We start from the raw sequence: 20187 nt of genomic DNA on the forward strand, positions 1-20187 counted from the left end.
TTCATAGTCATAAACCGGACCTATTAGTTTTTAAGGACTCTTATCGCATAGATTGTTGTTATTGGTTGAACTCTAAATCCATCCAATTGTAACATTTGCTTTTCAAGCTAGAAATTTTGTATGCTATTTTTGTATCCTATTGTAGAAAGGAACATGCACATGTCTAAATTAGATTTGTCTCAGTTTGAGAAAAAAATTGAAGTAAGAAACATAAAACATCAAGACATTGATAATATATTGAAGCTTCAAAAAGCTTGTTTTCCTGGAATGGACCCGTGGAAAAGAGAACATTTAGAAAGCCATCTCACTATATTTCCTGAAGGTCAATTTTGCGTGGAGTTTGAAGGTGAAATTATTGGTAGCTGTTCGAGTTTAATCGTGAATTTTGACGAATATGATGATAAACATACGTGGGACGACATTACAGATAGTGGTTATATTACGAATCATGATCCTGAAGGGTACAATTTATACGGGATAGAAGTAATGGTCCATCCAGAATTTAGAGGGATGAAAATTGGTGGACGATTGTATGAGGCTAGAAAGGAACTAGCAGCAAAATTTAATTTGAAGAGTATTATTATTGGTGGACGAATTCCCAATTATCATAAATATTCGGATGAGCTAACTCCTCGTCAATATGTCGATCAAGTGCGTAACCAAAGCATATTTGATCCAGTGTTAACGTTTCAAATTATGAATGGGTTTAATGTTATGCGTATTAATCCTAATTATTTACCGGATGATAAGGCATCTAACCAATATGCAACATTAATGGAATGGCATAATATTGATTATCGACCGACAAGTAAAAGACACTTCAAAACAGCCTTTCCTGTTAGGATTACTGTTGTCCAGTATATGATGAAAAACATTAATTCATTTGAAGAGTTTGCTCGTCAAGTTGAGTATTATGCGGATGTTGCATATGATTTTGGTTCCGATTTTGTTGTTTTTCCGGAAATTTTTACTACTCAGTTAATGTCCTTTTTAGAGGAGAAGGTCCCTTCAAAAGCGGTACGAAAGCTTGCTGAATTCACAGAGGATTATATTGAGTTATTTACAGATTTAGCGGTTAAATATAATGTGAACATTGTTGGTGGATCTCATTTTGTCGAGGAAGACGATAAAATATTTAACATTGCTTACTTGTTTAGAAGAGATGGGACAATTGAGAAGCAATACAAAATACACGTAACCCCTAATGAAAGAAGATGGTGGGGCGTTCAAGCAGGGGATAAAGTAAGAGTATTTGATACGGATTGTGGAAAAATTGCTATTCAAATTTGCTATGATATTGAATTCCCTGAGTTAGCAAGGTATGCTGTGGACCAAGGTGCTAACATTATCTTTGTTCCATTTTGTACAGATGATCGTGCAGGCTATTTGCGTGTTCGCTATTGTGCGCAAGCAAGAGCTGTTGAAAACCAAGTTTACACGGTTATTGCGGGTACAGTTGGTAATTTAACACAAGTAGAAAATATGGATATTCAATATGCTCAGTCTGGTATTTTTACTCCATCGGATTTTGAATTTGCACCTGATGGAATTGTTGGAGAATGTAATCCAAATATTGAAACAGTCGTTGTAGGAGATGTTGACTTAGAAATTTTAAGAAGACAGCGTAAGACGGGAACTGTTAGACAGCTTGTGGATCGTCGAAAGGATTTATTTGAAGTTACCTATAAGAAGGCAGACGATAAAATATAAGGAAAAAGAGCTAAGGGATCTAATTCTTTTAGCTCTTTTTCTTTTTGCTCCTTATACCTGCCTTAGGCTGAGCAAGGTGCTTGCGCTTTTATTCTTTTCTGAACAAGAAAAACAGTAGGCTCAATTGGATTTTCACTGGTATAATAAGTGTATATATTCAGAAGGTTGTGATGTTCCTTATGCTAGATGAAAAAAGAAAATTGCAAGCTTTGAAGACGATAGCGGAAACACTTAACGAATGCCAAAACAAACAGGAGATGCTTCAATCTGTTTTAAAACAGCTCATTGAAATTACTCATTTTAGAACCGGCTGGATATTTATTGAGCATGGAAATATGCAGTTAGGTGCTGACGAAGGATTACCGGAAGCATTATCTATTCATGAAAAGGCCCCACTATGTGGAGAAGACTGCTACTGTATATCGAAGTATAAAACCGGCAAATTAACGAAAGCAACGAACATCATTGAATGTAAGCGACTTAACCTTGCGATTCAACAGAATAAATACGATACAGAAGGTCTGTCTCATCATGCAACGGTACCATTAAAAACACCGGAAAAAAGCTATGGGTTGCTGAATGTTGCTGCACCTAATCGTAGCGAATACATAGAAGAAGAATTAAATTTATTAGAATCTGTTGCTTATCAAATAGGAACAGCTCTTCGTCGGATTGAACAATATGAGCAGGAAGAGGAAAGGGTCCGTTTATTAGAAAAGTTGAATGACTTTGTCCAACATTTAAGAAAAATACGCAGGATTCAACCGTTTATAACGTTCGTCAGTAAATACGTCAAAGACATGTTTTCTTTTAGTGGTATTCAACTTACGATCCAACAGTATGATACAAAACTTGGGGATATGGAGAATGAAAATTTAGAGTTTATTCCTTTTCCTGAAATAGATGGACAGTTGTTGTACGCCACACCGTATTTGTTATCACCAATTGAAGAAGAAATTCTCCAGTTGATTATTAACCATACAGAATTAACATATCGGGATTTAGTTCTTCAAGAAAAAGAGACCTCCATGGCAAGAGTACAGGAGCGGGCTAGGCTAGCACAAGATCTTCATGATTCTGTAAGTCAACTGTTATTCTCCATTGTGCTTACTTCAAGAGCGGCGAAACACCTTTTTCCAGGAACGAATGAGGATAATCCTATTCAAGATATTTACGATTTATCAACGCAGGCTCTTCAAGAAATGCGGTCCTTGATTGCGGGTCAAAAACCTACTGCATTAGAAAAAGGATTGCTAACTGGTTTGGTTGAATATGCAGAAAAAGTAAAGTTGAAGCCAAATATACATGCTGAAGGTAGTAATACAATCCCGTATTCCATAGAGGAAGCGCTGTACCGTATAGGACAAGAAGCAATTCATAATGTAAAAAAGCACGCAAAAACAGAAGAAATTTTTATCACATTAAAAAGAACTTCGGATAGCTTTACCCTTGTCATTGAAGATAATGGGATTGGTTTTGATCAAGAAAGAATGGCTGAATTTCAGTCATATGGTTTAAAGGGAATGCAGGAGAGAGCATCAGCTTTTGAAGGGAAAGTGACAATAAACAGTACCCGTAAAATAGGGACTACGATACATGTCTACATCCCTAATCCTGCAAAATAGAAAGGTTTACCGGGGGGAAATAAATGGGAATTCGCGTTTTAATTGTCGATGATCATCAAGTAGTTCGTAAAGGTTTGGTTTATTTTTTTAATACGCTCGATGATATTGAAATAGCTGGGGAAGCAGCAAATGGGGAAGAAGCTATTCAATTTTTACAACAAGAAAATGAAGTTGATGTTGTTTTATTAGATGTTCAAATGCCTGTGATGGATGGAGTAGAGGCTGCTCAACAAATTCGTAGCCTGTTTCCGAAAACGAAAATATTAATGTTAACAAGCTTTTCTGATTATAATTCCGTTATTCCAGCAATTAAAGCTGGAGCAAGTGGATATCAATTAAAAGATGCAGACCCAGAAATATTAGCAAATGCCATTCGCAAAGTAGCCGATGGTGAAAAAATGATTGATCATAAAGCAGCATCTCATTTGTTTCAGCACGTTTCTGGGAATGAAGAGGAAGAGAAAAAAGCTAAACTGGCTCAGTTAACTAATCGTGAGTTAGATGTTCTTCAAGAGATGATGAATGGTAAAAGTAATAAGGAAATTGCGAACGATTTATACATTACAGAAAAAACGGTTAAAACACATGTTTCTAATATTTTATCGAAGTTAGAAGTGCATGATAGAACCCAAGCTGCGCTATTTGGGGTGAAATATTTAGCATCTCATTAATAAGGGTATCCCAGATGTTTGGGATACCCTTTAGGTTAAACATAGTAAACAGGTGTGTCCTGTGTGATAGCGTGTTCGATGTAGTGAATTAAGTTATGGTGGGAACTAATGACGGTTTGTTCATCATATCCGTAGTGATAAGCATGTAAAAACGATTCGATTCTTTTGGATAATAAATCGTCCTGCGTTCGAACCATTAATACGAGCAAATCATCCCATTGCCCCCATAAAGTAAAATACATCGCTTTATCATAGTCGACCATATTCATTTCCATTCCCCCTTTATCAGGGTTAGGCTTAGTATGGCTCCATTCAGATTATATGTTACATGGCCATTTTTGGTTTTTAAACCAACAATTTTAGCGTATTACTGGGTAGTATAACCACCATCAATGACCACAGCTTGCCCTGTGATCCCTTTTGCTTGTTCACTCACAAGGAAGGCAGCATAGTTAGAAATTTCCTCAATTTGAAGAAGTCTTTTTTGCGGAACTAGTGGATAAATAACATCTTCCATTACTTTCTCTTTTGTTACACCTCTTGTTTTTGCTAAATCAGTTAACTGATTTCTAACTAGTGGTGTATCAACGTATCCGGGACATAAAGCATTAACTGTAATTCCTGCTTCTGCTCCTTCTAAAGCAGCCACCTTTGTTAGTCCAATTACTCCATGTTTTGCACTGTTATAAGCTGCTTTTCCGGCAAAACCAATCAGACCATTAATGGATGCCATATTTAAAATTCTTCCATACTTTTGTTTTTTCATGTGTGGAAATGTATGTTTAATGGCATAAAAAGGTGCGATTTGCATGATCTTAATCATGAGTTCAAATTTATCGGATGGAAAATCTTCAATGGAAGATACATGTTGAATACCTGCGTTATTTATTAAAATATCAATGGAACCAAATGTCTTCACTGTTTCGGCAACCACTTTTTCTATCTGTTCTTCCTTTGTCACATCGCATTTTATTCCTTTTATATGTGGATAGTCCTTTTGAAGTTCTACCACTTCTTTCGACAGTTTTTCTTCGTTTAAATCCGTTGCAAGCACATTTGCACCATGTTGTAATAACTCCTTCACAATACCAAGTCCAATACCTTGTGCTGCTCCTGTAACTAATGCTGTTTTCCCCATCAACATTCAATCTCCTCCTATCTTCATAACTCAACTGACTTTATCTTGTTTTCACATCTTTAAAAATACATTCGGTTAGCCATTGGAAAAACCCTTTAAACGATATCCATTATTGGAAATGTCTTTTCGAATATTTGTTTCTCATCCAAAACATAATAAAAAGGAACCATCCTAAAAAGGGGGATACCAATGAATAAATTAACTGTAATTGGAGCTACTTTTATCACGGCAATTACTCTTGCAGGTTGTCAGGGTGGAGATGATACAGGTCTTGGTGATCATAACCAAGGTAATCTAGGGGTTGAGCCTACTCGATATAATGAAAATATCGATATTGCTCCTAACCGAGATCGTATAGATATGGATGAGGAGTTTGGTCCAGATTATTATCAAAACGGTACATTACGTAATGATGAAGGGGATTTACGTAATGATAACTATCGATATAACCGAGAAGATAATGGCAATGGTTATGCTGGAACAAACTATAATGCAAGATACAACGATGATGCCAATAATAATGGTATAACTGGTAATAATACTCGTAACAACAATACGGGTAACAATGCCGGCAATACAGGTAACAACCATAACCAATTTGAAGTTGCGGACAGAGCTGCAGATAGAATCACAAGTGAAGTGGAAGAAGTGGAACGTGCATATGTCTTTACGGGACCTGAAAATGCATATGTTGCAGCAGTACTTGATGGAAATCAAAATATTACAGACGATATTGAACAACGCATAAGACAAGCTGTAAAGGCAACCGATGAGGATATTGATGACGTATTCGTTTCAACGAATCCAGACTTCATCAACCAAGCAGGTGACTATACAGATCAAGTGGAAGCAGGAGAACCAATTGAAGGTTTCTTTGATGAAATGGGAGACATGTTTAGACGTGTATTCCCAACAAACGACCGTTCTTAATGAAAACGAGGGCATAGCCCCTCGTTTTCTTAACATTGTGAAAGGGAGTCATACATAGTGGCAAATTCAAATAGACGAATTGTTATAATTGGAACAGGATTTGTAGGGGCGAGTTATGCTTTTTCCTTAGTTAATCAAGGAATAGGAGAAGAAATTGTATTGATTGATGTAAATGAAGACAAAGCAGAGGGTGAAGCAATGGATTTGAGTCATGGTTTAGCTTTTTCCCCTTCTCCTGCTCGTATATGGTATGGAAGTTATCAAGATTGTAAACAAGCAGATATTGTTGTTATTACAGCAGGTGCAAACCAAGCACCAGGTGAATCCAGACTTCATTTAGTGGAAAGAAATACAACCATCTTTAAAGGAATTGTAGAAAACGTGAAGAATGGAGGATTTAATGGTATTTTTATTGTCGCCACTAATCCTGTTGACGTTTTAACATATGCTACGTGGAAATTTTCTGGTCTGCCTTCTGAACGTATAATTGGATCCGGGACAATATTAGATACAGCTAGACTTCGATTTTTGTTAAGTGATTATTTCCAAATAGATACGAGAAATGTTCATGCCTATATTATAGGAGAACATGGTGACTCAGAACTCCCCGTTTGGAGTCATGCTAATATTGGTAGTATTCCTATCCTTAATATGTTTACAGTTAGTGAAGAGGATGAGGATACATTTAAGCAGGATTTAGACGATATATTCGTTCAGGTAAGGGATGCGGCTTACGACATTATTAAACGTAAAAATGCGACTTACTACGGGATTGCAATGGGACTAGCTCGTTTAACAAAGGCAATACTATATAACCAAAATTCTATTTTAACGGTGTCTGCCTATTTGGAAGGGAAATACAATCATAATGATGTGTTTATAGGTGTACCGGCCATTATTGGACGAACAGGAATTAAAAATGTTATGGAAATACAATTAAACGAAAGTGAGAAGAAGAAATTTGCATCTTCTGTGGAACTAATAAAATCCTTTAATCAAACCGTCAACAAATATCTATAGTATTTGTTTGCCTTGACTAATAAGAATAGGAAAAGTTTTCACACATAGGTTTTAAGTAACAGACTTTTTGAGGGAGGACCTATGTGTGAAAATTGTAGAAGAGTTTAAAGAATTTGCAATGCGTGGGAACGTTATTGATATGAGTATTGGGGTTATTATTGGAACTGCCTTCGGAAAAATTGTTGACTCATTAGTAACAGATATTATGATGCCTCCACTTGGGGTACTAATGGGAAATGTTAATATGTCCAATTTATTTATTAATTTATCCAATGAAGAATATAAAACGTTGGCTGAAGCAGAAGCGCATGGTGCTGCCACAATTAATTATGGAGAGTTCCTTGATAGTATTTTCCATTTTGCGATCATTTCCTTTGCGACCTTTGTAACCATTAAACAAATGAACAAACTTCGAAAACTTCCTTCTGACGCAATTTCAAAGAAATCATGTCCCTACTGTACAACGGATATTCCTAACAGAGCAACACGTTGTCCACAATGCACCTCCATTCTAGAGGGTGTAGAAGATATAGATGAATCTTCAAGATTAGCGACACCAAAAATTACAATTAAAGCAGGTTAATCCAATTAAAATAGTATGTTTTTATTAGCTAATTTTAGTTAAAGATAGAGATAGGAATAAAGAAAAATGATTCGAGGAGCTACACTGTGGAATTTTTGATTTATCTTATTCTTAGTTGGATTTCAATAACGATATATGCTTTACTTCCAAAAAAGTTGAAAGTGGTTGAAGTCATTTTTGTGTTTTTCGTAGGTTCTATTTTAGTTATGAACCTTTTTACCATTGTGGAGTACAACTTTGAACTCATTACCTTAACAACAGAAACAGATAAGTATTTTTCTTTGCTTTTATATAGGAGTGTCATTTTACCTGTGGTTCTTTTAACTTTTATCACTATTTTACAAACTGTGGAAAGTAATGTTCATAAATGGGGTAGTAGCCTATTTTTATACGGATTCATTCTACTCGTGGAATATTTAGGTATAAAATTTGCTATATATTTCTATACGAAATGGAGTTTTCTTTTATCTAGTATAGATATACTTTTGGTTTTTGGGCTTTGTTTATTTATATTCCGTTTATATAAAAGGCAAGAAGGAAAATAGGGAGCAGTAGATAGACATGACAATTTACGATAATCACTTTAATTCTAATGAATGGTTTTTAATTTGTTTATTAATTGCAGTTTATGTAATCTTTTTTTTGTTACCAAAGAGATTTCCCCGACAAGTTACCATTGTCTTCTTGCTGTATGGTATTTTTGTTTCATACTTTTTTGATTTAACAATCGGTTTAAAGCCAATAGACTTTTATGACGTTAATGATACATCAAAATACAGTATATTTGATTTTATAACATATGTAATGTTTGCACCTGTAAGCTATTTATTCTTCTACATTTACGATCGAATGAAAATTCATAAAAGATTTACTCCTTTGTATATATTGATGTGGGCATGTGTCGCCATGTTTATGGAATGGGTAAGTAAATATCTTGGTGTTTATCATTATCGACTTGCTTACGAGATTTATTATTCTTTCGGTATCTATTTAGCCGTTTTATCAGTCGGAATAATTTTGTATCATCGCATACAAAATAGCCTAGAAACAGAAAAACATTCTCAGGTATCCTTTAAAGAATAAAATCCACCTCCAAAATAGGGGTGGATTTTTTTATTGATCTATTACCTTTCTCTTGGGGATATGAACAGTTAATATACCGTGTTCATACGTTGCTTCTGCATGATCATCAACAACCTTATGTGGAAGTGGAATACTTTTATGAAAGTGTTGGAAATAACTTTCTTTTCTGTACATGTTATTTTGGTTTATTTCCATTGCTTGTTGGATAGTGGCTCTAACTGTCAATGTATCCTCCTCAATGTCTATAATCACATCCTTTTCCCTTCTAATGCCAGGAATGTTACATTTTACAATTATTTCATTTTCTGTTTCTTTAATTGTATGCCTAAAAGGCACTGAATCCATTTGTAGTTGGTTTGTCAGGTTGGATAACATATTGTTTAAATTATGTTTTATTTTTGATAATTCACGTAATGGATCAAGCATATCATTCATATCTTTTCAAACCTCCTAACCTTTTTTCTTTATTATATTTTAGAAGGGTTGAAAAGAGTGGGCGAGTGCCCTTTATTAGAAACCCTAAAATTTCAGGAAATAGTTCTCCTTTTAAATCATATAATGTATGTAAAACAAATGAAGGGGGAGAAGGATTTGTTGAAAATGGACCAGCAAAAGCTAGAGCGCTCCATTGATGAAATAACTGAAATTGCGAAAAGTTTTGGGCTCGATTTTTATTCTATGCGCTATGAAATTTGTCCATCTGATATTATCTATACGTTTGGAGCATATGGAATGCCCACACGTTTTTCGCACTGGAGCTTTGGTAAACAGTTTCATAAAATGAAGTTACAGGAAGAACTTGGTTTAAGTAAAATTTATGAATTAGTGATTAATTCCGACCCCTGTTATGCATTTTTATTAAACTCTAATAGCTTAATTGAAAATAAATTAATAGTAGCCCATGTTTTAGCCCATAGTGACTTTTTTAAAAATAACATACGTTTTCAAAACACTGGTGGGGATATGGTGGAAAGCATGGCTGCAACAGCTGATCGTATTCAAAGCTATGAAAAGCAATACGGTCAAAAAGAGGTCGAATCATTTATTGACGCTATTCTAGCAATACAAGAGCATATAGATCCCTCCTTATTTAAAACTACCGAGCAAACTTCTGACACATCTCTTACCGTAAATACATCCCGAACGCAAAGTGAGTACGATGATTTATTGCAACTCGATTCTGAATATAAACGCAAGGAAATACAGCCTACAAAGAAAAAAGTTCCCGAAAAGCCAGAGAAGGACCTACTTCTTTTTATTGAGCAACATAGTAGGGAGTTAGAAGATTGGCAACGTGACATATTAACGATGATGCGAGAAGAAATGCTATATTTTTGGCCACAGCTTGAGACGAAAATCATGAACGAAGGCTGGGCTTCGTTCTGGCATTCTAGGATTCTCAGAGAGATGGATTTAACGAGCGATGAGTCTGTTGATTTCGCAAAGCTTCATTCCAGTGTTATTCAGCCATCCAAGACGTCGATAAACCCATATAGATTAGGTATTAAAATATTTGAAGATATTGAGGAACGCTACAATAAGCCAAATGACGAGATGAAACGAAATGGTGTGCAAACAGGATCTGGCCTAGAGAAAATTTTTGAGGTGAGAGAAATAGAATCCGATATTTCTTTTATCCGTAATTATTTAACAAAAGATATTGTGGAAGAAGAAGATTTATATTTATTTCAAAAGCAAGGGCAAGAATATAAAGTTGTAGAAAAGGATTGGAAGCAAGTAAGAGAGCAACTAACGAAAATGCGTGTCAATGGCGGATATCCGTATATGACTGTTCAAGATGGAGATTTTTTACGGAATGGGGAGCTATATTTAAAGCATCATTTTGAGGATTTAGAACTGGATATTAATTATTTAGAAAAGACGCTCCCGTATATTTATCAACTTTGGGGAAGAGTAGTCCATATTGAAACGATTGTAGAAGGTCAACCAGTAGCTTATTACTATAATGGAGAAAAGGTGAAGAAGCGGTTTGTTTAAAACGTAAATTCTACTATGAATTAAAAGGAAGTGAGGTGCGAAAAACCTTACTTCCTTTTTTGTTTAAGAGATAACGATTTGGGAAATGGTTTGGTATAAGAAAAAAAGCATCATTTCTCTAACTTTAAAGGTATAGAGAGTGATAGAAAAAATGATTTGTTTTTATCTTTTATAGAGGTGATTTTTTTGAATAAACATGAGCATCATAAAAACCATCAAGCATCTCATAATAACCATCGAAAACATAACAACCAGCATGAACATCATGGTCATATGTTAGAAGAATTCAAGAGACGGTTTATTGTTTCTTTTCTTGTTACTATACCAATCTTAATTTTGTCACCCATGATCCAATCATTCATAGGAGTGAATTGGCGTTTTACTGGTGACCTGTATGTATTGTTTATTTTATCAACATTTCTTTTCTTTTATGGTGGAATGCCTTTTCTAAAAGGTTCTGTTGCTGAGCTTCAGAACAAAAATCCTGGAATGATGACATTGATTGCATTAGCGATTATCGTGGCATATGGATATAGTTCTTTTACTGTTTTCGGGCTATCAGGGATGAATTTCTTTTGGGAACTTGCCACATTAATTGATGTTATGTTACTCGGTCACTGGATCGAAATGCGTTCGGTGAAGGGAGCGTCTAATTCACTGGAAGAACTGGTGAAAATGATGCCATCAGAAGCTCATCTAGTAAATGAAGAAGGTGAAACAACGAATATACCAATTTCAAATCTGGAACAAGGGGACAGTGTACTAATCAAGCCTGGAGAAAAAGTTCCTGTCGATGGCAAGATTACAAAAGGACAATCTGCAATAGATGAATCAATGTTAACAGGTGAATCTGTACCAGTAGAAAAACAGGTAGATGATCAAGTAATAGGTGGTTCTATCAACGGAGAGGGTTCCTTAACTGTTACAGTGATCAAAACAGGTGAAGAAAGCTACTTATCACAAGTTGTACAGATGGTAAAAGAGGCACAAGAGTCTAAGTCGAGGACACAAGATTTATCAAATCGAGCTGCAAAGTGGTTGTTTTATATTGCTTTACTGGCTGGTATTTCCACTTTATTCATTTGGTTAGTGTTAGGGTATGACTTCAGCTACGCCTTAGAAAGAATGGTTACAGTGATGGTCATTGCATGTCCACACGCACTAGGGTTAGCCGCCCCGCTGGTAGTGGCAAGATCAACCGCGTTAGCTGCTAAAAATGGATTACTTATTCGTAGGAGAGCCAGTTTTGAAGGAGCAAGGAAACTTCAATCAGTTGTTTTTGATAAAACAGGGACCTTAACAGAAGGTAAATTTGGAATTACAGATATTGTATTAGAAAAAGGATTTAAAGAAGAGGACGTATTACGATTAGTAGGTTCGTTAGAGTCGCAATCCGAGCATCCAATTGCAAGAGGCATTGTAGAAAATGCAACAGAAAGAGGAATTAACCTCAAGTCTCCAGATGAATTTGATTCCATCACAGGGAAGGGATTAAAAGGAACAGTCGAAGGAGAAGACATAAAGGTAGTAAGCCCTGGTTACATGCAGGAGCAGGACATATCCTATCAAAGTGAAAAATTCGAAAAACTTTCTAAACAAGGAAAGACAGTAGTATTTGTTTTAATAGATAATAAGCTTTCCGCTATGATTGCACTCGCTGATAAAATTCGAGAAAGTGCAAAACGAGCCATACATGAACTGAAGCAAATGAACGTACAACCCATGATGCTAACGGGAGACAATAAGCAAGTAGCAAACTGGGTCGCAAGCCAATTGATGCTGAAAAATGTGTATGCAGAAGTATTGCCACATGAGAAGGCAGACAAGATAAAAGAGATAAAACAAAATGGATTAAAGGTTGCCATGACAGGAGATGGAGTGAATGATGCTCCTGCTCTAGCAAATGCAGATTTAGGAATTGCGATAGGAGCTGGAACGGACGTTGCGATGGAGTCGGCAGATGTGGTGCTAGTTAAGAGTAACCCGAATGATGTTGTATCTATCATTGCCCTTTCTAAATCTACTTACAGAAAAATGATTCAAAACCTTTGGTGGGCTACTGGGTATAATATTGTTACAATCCCATTAGCAGCAGGTGTTCTCGCACCAATGGGCATTGTACTAAGTCCAGCTGTCGGTGCTGTGTTAATGTCGCTTAGTACAGTTATTGTTGCAATTAATGCAAGGCTACTAAAGGAATAAATGAACAGTAAAAGAGGATTTCTTTTGTATGGGAAGTCCTCTTTTACTTTAACTATTTAAGAAGATAGTTGGTTCCATGTAAGTCTTTAAAGCGGAAAACTTGTTATAAAGGGAGTTTCTACTTGTTTTAGTACCCAACAGCAAACTCCTTACAATCTTTCGCGCATCCTAAACAAATGTGACCACATTTTTGTGATTCCTGATCAGGGAATTGCAAGCAGGTATTCCCACAAGCCTCACAAATATAGGCGCAAACTTGCGCTAATGTTTTAGAAAATTCACTTGATCTTGCTAAATATTTGACCATAAGTGCACATATGTCCGCACAGTCCCTTAGCCTACTTAACTGAACTCCTCTACTTGCTATGTTTCCGCTTTTGTGTCATATGTTCACATGTAGTAGCACAATCTTGCACAGTGTTTAAAAGCCCTAAATGGTGATGTTGAGCCATATGGGTCATGTGATGACCATAACTTACTTGATGCATATTTTTGTTCCTCCCGCTTTATTAATTTTCTTAACATTTATTATAGTATGAATACCTATTTTTTATGGGAGTAGGCTTTTGAATTATTTTGTATGCCTAATCCCTTTTCTAATAAATTTGTTATGGTTGGGCATATTAAACTTAGAGTAAATTTACAAGGAGGATTTCTATAAATGATCAAAACCGTTGACGTAGGATTAATGGCTAACCACTTATCGGCACATAAACCAGTGATAAAGCGTTTAGAATTATATAAAAGTATGACACAAAATCAACAGATTTTAACGATTTTAGATAAACAAATCACCATTATGAAAAACCATGTACAGGCAATGAATCAATTGTTAGACCCTAATCAATCACAAGTAACCCTTCCACCTGTACCAGCAAGTACCTTTGTACAAGCATCCAATCAAGGGTCAGTTCCAAATTCAAATATGAGTGATAAAGATATAGCAATGGACGCTCATTTTACTGCAACCTCCATGGCAAAGGAAAACTTTAATTCTTCTGAAAATATGAAGACCCCACAAGTGAAAAAATCACATCAAGAAATGGCCCTACAACAGTCTTCTATAGCGGGCATGTATGAACAACTAATGAAGGAGATGGGATTGTCCAAACAACCTAATGCAACGATTGAGGAACAGACATCTGTTATTACTCCTTTAGAAGCAATGCCAAATAATCTCATGCAAAATGGTAATCAGCAAATGAATCAAAATCCTATGAATTAAGAAACCTTGGTCTTCCAAGGTTTTCTTTCATAAGAGGAGGTAGTAAGATGCAAAGCCTAAGGTCAATTGAGAAACCAATGATTGTCCTTTTGATCGGTGTATTGTTATCTCATTTGGGCACCTATATGGTTATTCCTATTTTACCCATTATGCTAAATGAAACTATTGGGCTTAGTTTTGCAACTGTTGGCTTAGTTTTAGCAACTTACGCCATTGCCTTTCAATTTGGGAGTTTATTTGGTGGTTTTCTCGCTGATCGAATAGGTCGTCGCCAAATTATCGGGCTAGGAGCTTTAGTAGGTGCAGTCGGCTTTTTTGGTCTTGGTATGTTTTCTATATATATGCCTGTTTTAATCGCTACTGTTATTGCGGGTTTAGGAAACGGGCTAAATGCCCCATCTACAAAAGCAGCAATAGCTGCTCTTGCATCAAAAGGCAATGAGACCACTGCATTTTCCCTGCGAGGAATTTCTGCAAACATTGGAACAGCGATTGCTGGTTTAGTTGTTTTTTTCCTTGTCAGTGGATCACCAACGGCTATTTTTTGGATTGCAGGTGGAATCTATGTTGTCATCGCGATTAAAAGTTGGTTGCTTTTACCCAAAAAGTGTGGGGATGCACCTTGCCCAGTGATTCCGGCAGGTGCTTATAAAGACGTATTTAAAAATAAACCCTTTGTTGTCTTTGGGTTACTGAGCATTTTTATATGGGCACTATATGCCCAACTTGGGATAGCATTGCCACTTGTTGCAACGGAGGTTTTAGCAGAGCCGAGTAATGTTGCTCTCATTTGGACTATTAAAAGTGTAACGGTTATTTTATTGCAAACTTGGATTACAAAAAAAATAATTAGTCGCATGCACCCTTTACTATCACTTTCAATTGGTTTACTGTTGATAGGATTCGGAGTTGGGTCACTTTTTTGGGCCAATTCATTCTTTTTTTTAATCATTAGTGGAACAATTTTTGTGTTCGGAGAAATGTTAATTTTACCAACTATGGATAGTACAATATCACAGTTGTCCCAAGCTGGTTTAATTGGGCTGTTTTTTGGTTTGGCTAATATTTTGTCTGGTTTAGGTGAAGCTGCTGGAAACTTTATAGGTGGACGGTTACTAGAAATTGGTACTGAAATAAATTATCTACCTTGGCTTGTTTTTGCAATTGCAGGAATTGTCCTTAGTGCAATAGTTGTTGGTTTAATCAAGTGGAATCCATTGCAAACCTCACTTGAAAAGGCAGCGGAACAAGAGGATAAACCCCAAAATGCACCACACGTCAATCCTGGTCCCACAACTAATTTGACCCAACCGTTTCATGGCTGGGAAGAGGATGTATTTTTCCGTAAGAAAACGACCACTTAGATATAAGGAGGAGTGTTATGGAACAACACCATCATCAACATGCTCATATGGATCATCAAAATCATGTATCTAAAAATGAAGTAGATGTTTCTGTATCAAATGTTAAGAATAACTTATCGATTTATATAGAAGATAAAGACAAAAGAGCAGTAAAACTCGTTAAAAATCATGAGAAATTGATGCATCTCATTATTGTAAGTAGTGATTTGCAGGAGTTCTATCATCTTCATCCAACCCAGGTAGATGAAAAAACTTTTCATGCACAAATACAACTAAAAGATAATAAAGCTTATCAAGCCTTTGTAGATGTCATGGTAGAAGGCAAAAGTTATCTTATCAGACCAATTCGCATCGCTAATTCAAAAGAAAATCATGAGGATTACAAATCTTCATTGGAGTTAGATTCCAGCAATAGCAAAGACATTCAGGGAGTTAATATTGAACTTGAAAGTAGCCCTTTTGTAGTGGGTAAGAAAGTGGAGTTGAACTTTAAAATTGCAGATCGAATACCTGATCCTTACTTAGGTGCCTTAGGGCACGTTGTCATAACCAATGAAGACGTGGACAAGTTTATCCATGTTCACCCTAAGTCCAATTCCGAAACAAAATTTGAAGCACATTTTGAAGAAGGTGGAAAGTATAAACTGTGGGCTGAATTTAAGTTTGGCAATGATGTCATTGCCTTTCCATATGTTTTTAAAGTAGAAGAGGAGGCAAATCACCTCCATTAAAGTTTAGATTTTAGATGAACAATGTAAAAGTATAAGTGTACTCCATGAAACGTAAAAGGGAGTACACTTTTATGTTGTTTGTAAAGACTTGACTGTTCAAGAGGGTTACTTTTTATGGAGAGTTATTTTTAAAATTTGAAAGCTATAGGGAAAGAAGAGCTTTTGTTTAATCCAAAAGTATTCTCACAGAAACTTTAGCTTCAGTTCAAAGTTTTTTTTATGCTTACTTTATACCAATTTTGCTGTTTAACATATACCAAAAGTACAATTGTTTAAAATCCATACATATAGTAAAACATGTCCAAATAATTACTGAGGATGATTAAGGATATGTTTATTATCAAAAAAATAACTACTATTCTTTTTGGTAGTTTATTATTATCTATCGGCGTCAATTTTTTCTTAATTCCATTTCAATTACTTGATGGTGGTATGATTGGCATGGGTTTAATTATTAAATATTTAACAGGTTTTCAAACAGGCTTAGCAATTATCCTATTAAGTGTTCCAATCTTTACATTGGCTTGGATTTATAATCGAAGTTATTTTTATAATAGTCTACATGGTATGTTGTTTTCTTCCCTTGCTATCGATTACTTATCTCCACTTCATTATCCTTTTATTGCAAAATTTCAACTTCCGGCAATTATAAGCTCTATTGTTGGAGGTGTTTTTATAGGACTAGGAATTGGCATGATGCTTCGTTATAAGACAAGTACAGGTGGAACGGACTTATTAGCTCAACTTTTATCTAAAGTTATTAAAGTAAATCTAGGGATTATCATTTTTGTTATTGATGCCATCGTAATTGTAATAGGTGGAATCCTTATATCAACAGAAACATTGATTCTATCCATAATAACTATAATATTCGTCGGTTTATTTACGACAATCTGTACTTGGAATCTTCAGTATTAAACAAGTAACATAACCCAAAAATCCTACAAATGAAGGATGAAGTCGAAAAAACTTCATCCTTTATGCTTGTTTTCCTTACATATTTTGATAATTCTTCATACGAAATTACCATTTTTACACAATCTATGTACAAAATTAGTAGTATATAGTACTATAGTTATAGACTTAATTTTCTAAATTTTTACAATAAAATAAGAGTAGTAGGTGCGATATGGTATTTGATGGCATTGTTTTTTCACTACTTGTTGGGTTTATTAGACGAGGGACGTTAAAGGGAATTGTTGATTTGCATCTGAAATTTGGTTGGATATTTCCTATTCTACTTCTCGTTCAGTTTATCATCTATGCTTATCAAGAAAAATCTCCGTTTCTGGGTGCTATAAGTGGATATTTATTTATCCTCATTTACATATTAGGATTAGTTTTTTTGTATTTAAATCGTAGTCAAAAAGGATTATGGCTAATTTTTATCGGTGTCTTTTTAAATTTCATTGTTATGGCTTTAAACGGTGGAAGGATGCCAGTTTCTCTAGAAGCATCAGCTATTTTGGATCCTATGTATGCCGAGGCACTTGTTAATGGTTTGTATGCGAAACATGCAGCACTAACAGAGTCTACTATATTTGGTTTTCTTGGTGATGTTATTCCAATAACCGATCCCTATCCGAGAGACCAAGTGATAAGCATCGGGGATATTATTATGAATGTAGGCATCTTCATTTTTATTCAACAACTAATGTTAAAACATAGACGAGCATTCTTTGTCTCAAGGAAACTATTTAAAGGAGGTGAAGGAAATGAAAAAATTAGCTGAAAATAAATATGGGATTAAGGTAACGAAAGCACTAATCAATATTGCTATCATTAGTTCCCTTCTTGTTGGATTAACATCCGGTTTCAAAGTTCATTAATAGTGTACATAGAGAAGTGGGTATTCCACTTCTCTTTCCATTTTTTCCCTAAAATTTACAATAACGAGAGTGATTGAATTGAATTTATCTTTAAACAACAAATTTAAAATTTACTTACTAGTAACTGCTTTGGTAGGGTGTGGATTGTTTTTTGTACAAGGAGATTTTCTATTTCATTTATCTAGAAATGAATGGATTGTTCTTTTTGTTTTAGTTTGTGCTGTTGTTTTATTAAATGAATATATGATTAAGCTACCTCCAAAAGGAAATTCTTTATCGATGGACTCCGCTATATATGTTGCTGTCATTTTTGTATTTGGCTTAGAAACGTCGCTTTATGTGTTAGCTGCAAGTAGTGTGGTGTTCTCTTTATACCATCGAAAAATAGTATGGTGGAAGCATCTCTTTAACTTTTCTATTTATTCCTTAATGATTACAGGCGCATACTACACCTTTATTTACCTTGGTGGTGAGGTAGGTTCATTCAATGTAAACAATATTTCACCTTATTTATTAACGATGGGATCCTATTTTTTAATTAATATCGTTTTAATTGGCTTATATTTTATGTTATATACAACAGAGAATCTTTTCAAAGGCATAATTAAAGATGCGCTTTCTAGCTATTTTATTACACTTTCATTAGCATTTATTTTAGCTGTTCTATTAGATACTTATCCGCTATTCGGATTAGTTATTTTTTCAACCGTAACAATATTACTGTCCTTAGTATTTAGGCATTATTTTAATTTATATGAGGATGTATCCAATAAGGCTAATATTGATGATCTAACTGGATTATCTAATCATGGTTATTTTAAAGAGGTCTTGAGTAGCTATTTTAAAGATGAGACGAAACAGCCTCTTAGCCTGTGTATGTTAGATATTGATGATTTTAAAAAGTATAATGACTATCATGGCCACCTTAAAGGTGATGAATTACTGAAATATATTGGCCAACTTTTAAAGGATGGTTGTGAAGAAAAAAATTACCTTGTAGCAAGATATGGTGGAGAAGAATTTGTTATCTTAATGCCTAACACAAAAAAAGAAGATGCATTTCTATTTATCAATAACCTAAGAAAGACAATGAATGATTCTTATTTTGATGGTGTTGATATTCTACCGCAGGGGTGCCTCTCGTTTTCAGGAGGAGTTATAGAGCATGAGAAACCAATCTATACCACTTCTGAACTTTTAGGTAAGGCTGACCAAGCGATGTATTATGCAAAAGCACAAGGTAAAAATATGATTTACTTATTTAATGAAAATGATGAAATTCAACATATGCTAGATGTAAAAAAGGAAACCGAACTGTTAGAGCAAAAATTAAGTATCTTTTTATACAAGGATATTTATACGTATAAACATAGTAAACGGGTATATCAATATGCGATTAGTTTTGCTGATAGATTGGATTTAACCGAAAGAGAGAAAAAACTCCTTATTATGGGAGCTTTAATTCATGATATTGGGAAATTAGAAATCCCCAGAGATATTATTAATAAAAAAGGAAAATTGGATCCACATGAATGGGAAATAATTAAAAAACACGTAACATGGGGTAAAGAAATTATTTCTATTAATAAGGAATGGGAGGATTTAATCCCTCTCGTGGAACTACATCATGAAAGATACGATGGTAAAGGTTATCCATATGGATTAGCTGGGAAAAGCATTCCGAAATTAGCTCGTATCCTGTGTATTATTGATTCATTTGATGCGATGACTACTGAAAGACCTTATCAAAAAACAAAATCATTTGATGAAGGGATAGAGGAGTTATTGCTTTGTGCGGATAAACAGTTTGATGGCCAATTTATTCAACCTTTTATTCGAATGATTAAAGAAGAATATCCATTACGAGTTAATCAACAACCTAAAGGAACATTAGTAAATCTGGAAGTACGTAAAGGCAGCTAAACATGTTTAGCTGTCTTTTTTTGTACTTTAAAGAAAGTGTAACTTTGTTAAAGGATTAAAGTATAAGATAAACGAAGGCTTTTGCCCATAAGGATTTGGCGACAAGCCAAATTTTTCTAATAACCATAAGTTACCTACATTAGCATAAGATGAAT

General features: G+C 35.0%; 21 protein-coding genes. 16 read left to right on the top strand and 5 right to left on the bottom strand.

What is annotated here, in order from left to right:
* Positions 1–159: 159 nt before the first annotated feature.
* The 3 genes from HNQ94_RS01310 (at position 160) to HNQ94_RS01320 (ending at position 4006) form a co-directional block, all read left to right on the top strand.
* Positions 160–1710, top strand: a complete 1551-nt coding sequence (locus tag HNQ94_RS01310; RefSeq protein WP_174496432.1) for a bifunctional GNAT family N-acetyltransferase/carbon-nitrogen hydrolase family protein — start codon at positions 160–162, stop codon at positions 1708–1710.
* Positions 1711–1889: 179 nt separating this feature from the next.
* On the top strand, positions 1890–3335 hold the full coding sequence (locus HNQ94_RS01315) for a GAF domain-containing sensor histidine kinase (RefSeq protein WP_174496433.1): 1446 nt from the start codon (positions 1890–1892) through the stop codon (positions 3333–3335).
* A gap of 23 nt (positions 3336–3358) precedes the next feature.
* Positions 3359–4006 (top strand): response regulator, encoded by a 648-nt coding sequence (locus HNQ94_RS01320; protein ID WP_221452461.1) that lies wholly within the window; start codon positions 3359–3361, stop codon positions 4004–4006.
* Positions 4007–4041: 35 nt separating this feature from the next.
* Here the strand turns inward: HNQ94_RS01320 and HNQ94_RS01325 are convergent, their stop codons facing one another.
* Both HNQ94_RS01325 and HNQ94_RS01330 read right to left on the bottom strand, forming a co-directional pair.
* Positions 4042–4275, bottom strand: coding sequence for a YhdB family protein (locus HNQ94_RS01325; protein ID WP_174496434.1), 234 nt, complete (start codon positions 4273–4275; stop codon positions 4042–4044).
* 98 nt (positions 4276–4373) lie between these two features.
* A complete protein-coding gene (locus HNQ94_RS01330) occupies positions 4374–5150 on the bottom strand; it encodes a 3-hydroxybutyrate dehydrogenase (RefSeq protein ID WP_174496435.1) in 777 nt (258 codons plus the stop codon).
* 183 nt (positions 5151–5333) lie between these two features.
* Here HNQ94_RS01330 and HNQ94_RS01335 point away from each other — a divergent pair, with 183 nt between their 5' ends.
* From HNQ94_RS01335 to HNQ94_RS01355, 5 genes are all read left to right on the top strand, one after another.
* Positions 5334–6074 (top strand): YhcN/YlaJ family sporulation lipoprotein, encoded by a 741-nt coding sequence (locus HNQ94_RS01335; RefSeq protein WP_174496436.1) that lies wholly within the window; start codon positions 5334–5336, stop codon positions 6072–6074.
* A 57-nt stretch (positions 6075–6131) separates the two neighbouring features.
* Positions 6132–7094 carry an L-lactate dehydrogenase gene (locus tag HNQ94_RS01340; RefSeq protein ID WP_174496437.1) on the top strand — a complete coding sequence of 321 codons (963 nt, stop codon included), beginning with the start codon at positions 6132–6134 and terminating at the stop codon, positions 7092–7094.
* 91 nt (positions 7095–7185) lie between these two features.
* Complete coding sequence (gene mscL / locus HNQ94_RS01345; protein ID WP_174496481.1) at positions 7186–7677, top strand: large conductance mechanosensitive channel protein MscL; 492 nt, start codon at positions 7186–7188, stop codon at positions 7675–7677.
* An 86-nt stretch (positions 7678–7763) separates the two neighbouring features.
* Positions 7764–8222, top strand: coding sequence for a hypothetical protein (locus HNQ94_RS01350; protein WP_174496438.1), 459 nt, complete (start codon positions 7764–7766; stop codon positions 8220–8222).
* A 16-nt stretch (positions 8223–8238) separates the two neighbouring features.
* Entirely contained in the window at positions 8239–8760 is a 522-nt protein-coding gene (locus HNQ94_RS01355; RefSeq protein ID WP_174496439.1) for a hypothetical protein, read from the top strand.
* 30 nt (positions 8761–8790) lie between these two features.
* Here HNQ94_RS01355 and HNQ94_RS01360 read toward each other — a convergent pair whose 3' ends face one another.
* Positions 8791–9195, bottom strand: coding sequence for an Hsp20/alpha crystallin family protein (locus tag HNQ94_RS01360; RefSeq protein WP_174496440.1), 405 nt, complete (start codon positions 9193–9195; stop codon positions 8791–8793).
* A gap of 165 nt (positions 9196–9360) precedes the next feature.
* Between HNQ94_RS01360 and HNQ94_RS01365 the strand changes: the two genes are divergently transcribed.
* Both HNQ94_RS01365 and HNQ94_RS01370 read left to right on the top strand, forming a co-directional pair.
* A complete protein-coding gene (locus HNQ94_RS01365) occupies positions 9361–10758 on the top strand; it encodes a SpoVR family protein (RefSeq protein ID WP_376697725.1) in 1398 nt (465 codons plus the stop codon).
* A gap of 186 nt (positions 10759–10944) precedes the next feature.
* Positions 10945–12960: a heavy metal translocating P-type ATPase gene (locus HNQ94_RS01370; RefSeq protein WP_376697720.1), complete on the top strand. Its 2016-nt coding sequence runs from the start codon at positions 10945–10947 to the stop codon at positions 12958–12960.
* A 127-nt stretch (positions 12961–13087) separates the two neighbouring features.
* Here the strand turns inward: HNQ94_RS01370 and HNQ94_RS19870 are convergent, their stop codons facing one another.
* Positions 13088–13327 carry a four-helix bundle copper-binding protein gene (locus HNQ94_RS19870; RefSeq protein ID WP_487247691.1) on the bottom strand — a complete coding sequence of 80 codons (240 nt, stop codon included), beginning with the start codon at positions 13325–13327 and terminating at the stop codon, positions 13088–13090.
* Entirely contained in the window at positions 13317–13448 is a 132-nt protein-coding gene (locus tag HNQ94_RS19515; RefSeq protein ID WP_260400880.1) for a hypothetical protein, read from the bottom strand. Before HNQ94_RS19515 ends, HNQ94_RS19870 begins: the two co-directional genes overlap by 11 nt.
* Before the next feature lie 173 nt (positions 13449–13621).
* On the opposite strand from HNQ94_RS19515, the gene HNQ94_RS01380 reads away from it, so the two are divergent.
* The 6 genes from HNQ94_RS01380 (at position 13622) to HNQ94_RS01405 (ending at position 20032) form a co-directional block, all read left to right on the top strand.
* Complete coding sequence (locus HNQ94_RS01380; RefSeq protein WP_174496441.1) at positions 13622–14185, top strand: hypothetical protein; 564 nt, start codon at positions 13622–13624, stop codon at positions 14183–14185.
* A 47-nt stretch (positions 14186–14232) separates the two neighbouring features.
* Positions 14233–15549 carry an MFS transporter gene (locus HNQ94_RS01385; protein ID WP_174496442.1) on the top strand — a complete coding sequence of 439 codons (1317 nt, stop codon included), beginning with the start codon at positions 14233–14235 and terminating at the stop codon, positions 15547–15549.
* A 17-nt stretch (positions 15550–15566) separates the two neighbouring features.
* Complete coding sequence (locus tag HNQ94_RS01390; protein ID WP_174496443.1) at positions 15567–16280, top strand: DUF8832 domain-containing protein; 714 nt, start codon at positions 15567–15569, stop codon at positions 16278–16280.
* Between the two features lie 330 nt (positions 16281–16610).
* The gene (locus HNQ94_RS01395; RefSeq protein ID WP_174496444.1) at positions 16611–17198 is read left to right on the top strand and encodes a YitT family protein; all 588 of its coding nucleotides are present in this window, start codon (positions 16611–16613) and stop codon (positions 17196–17198) included.
* A gap of 211 nt (positions 17199–17409) precedes the next feature.
* Positions 17410–18012 (top strand): DUF5317 domain-containing protein, encoded by a 603-nt coding sequence (locus HNQ94_RS01400; protein WP_174496445.1) that lies wholly within the window; start codon positions 17410–17412, stop codon positions 18010–18012.
* 175 nt (positions 18013–18187) lie between these two features.
* Positions 18188–20032: a diguanylate cyclase gene (locus HNQ94_RS01405; protein WP_174496446.1), complete on the top strand. Its 1845-nt coding sequence runs from the start codon at positions 18188–18190 to the stop codon at positions 20030–20032.
* Positions 20033–20187 lie beyond the last annotated feature (155 nt).

This window comes from Salirhabdus euzebyi (assembly GCF_014207435.1).
Lineage (GTDB): Bacteria > Bacillota > Bacilli > Bacillales > Alkalibacillaceae > Salirhabdus > Salirhabdus euzebyi.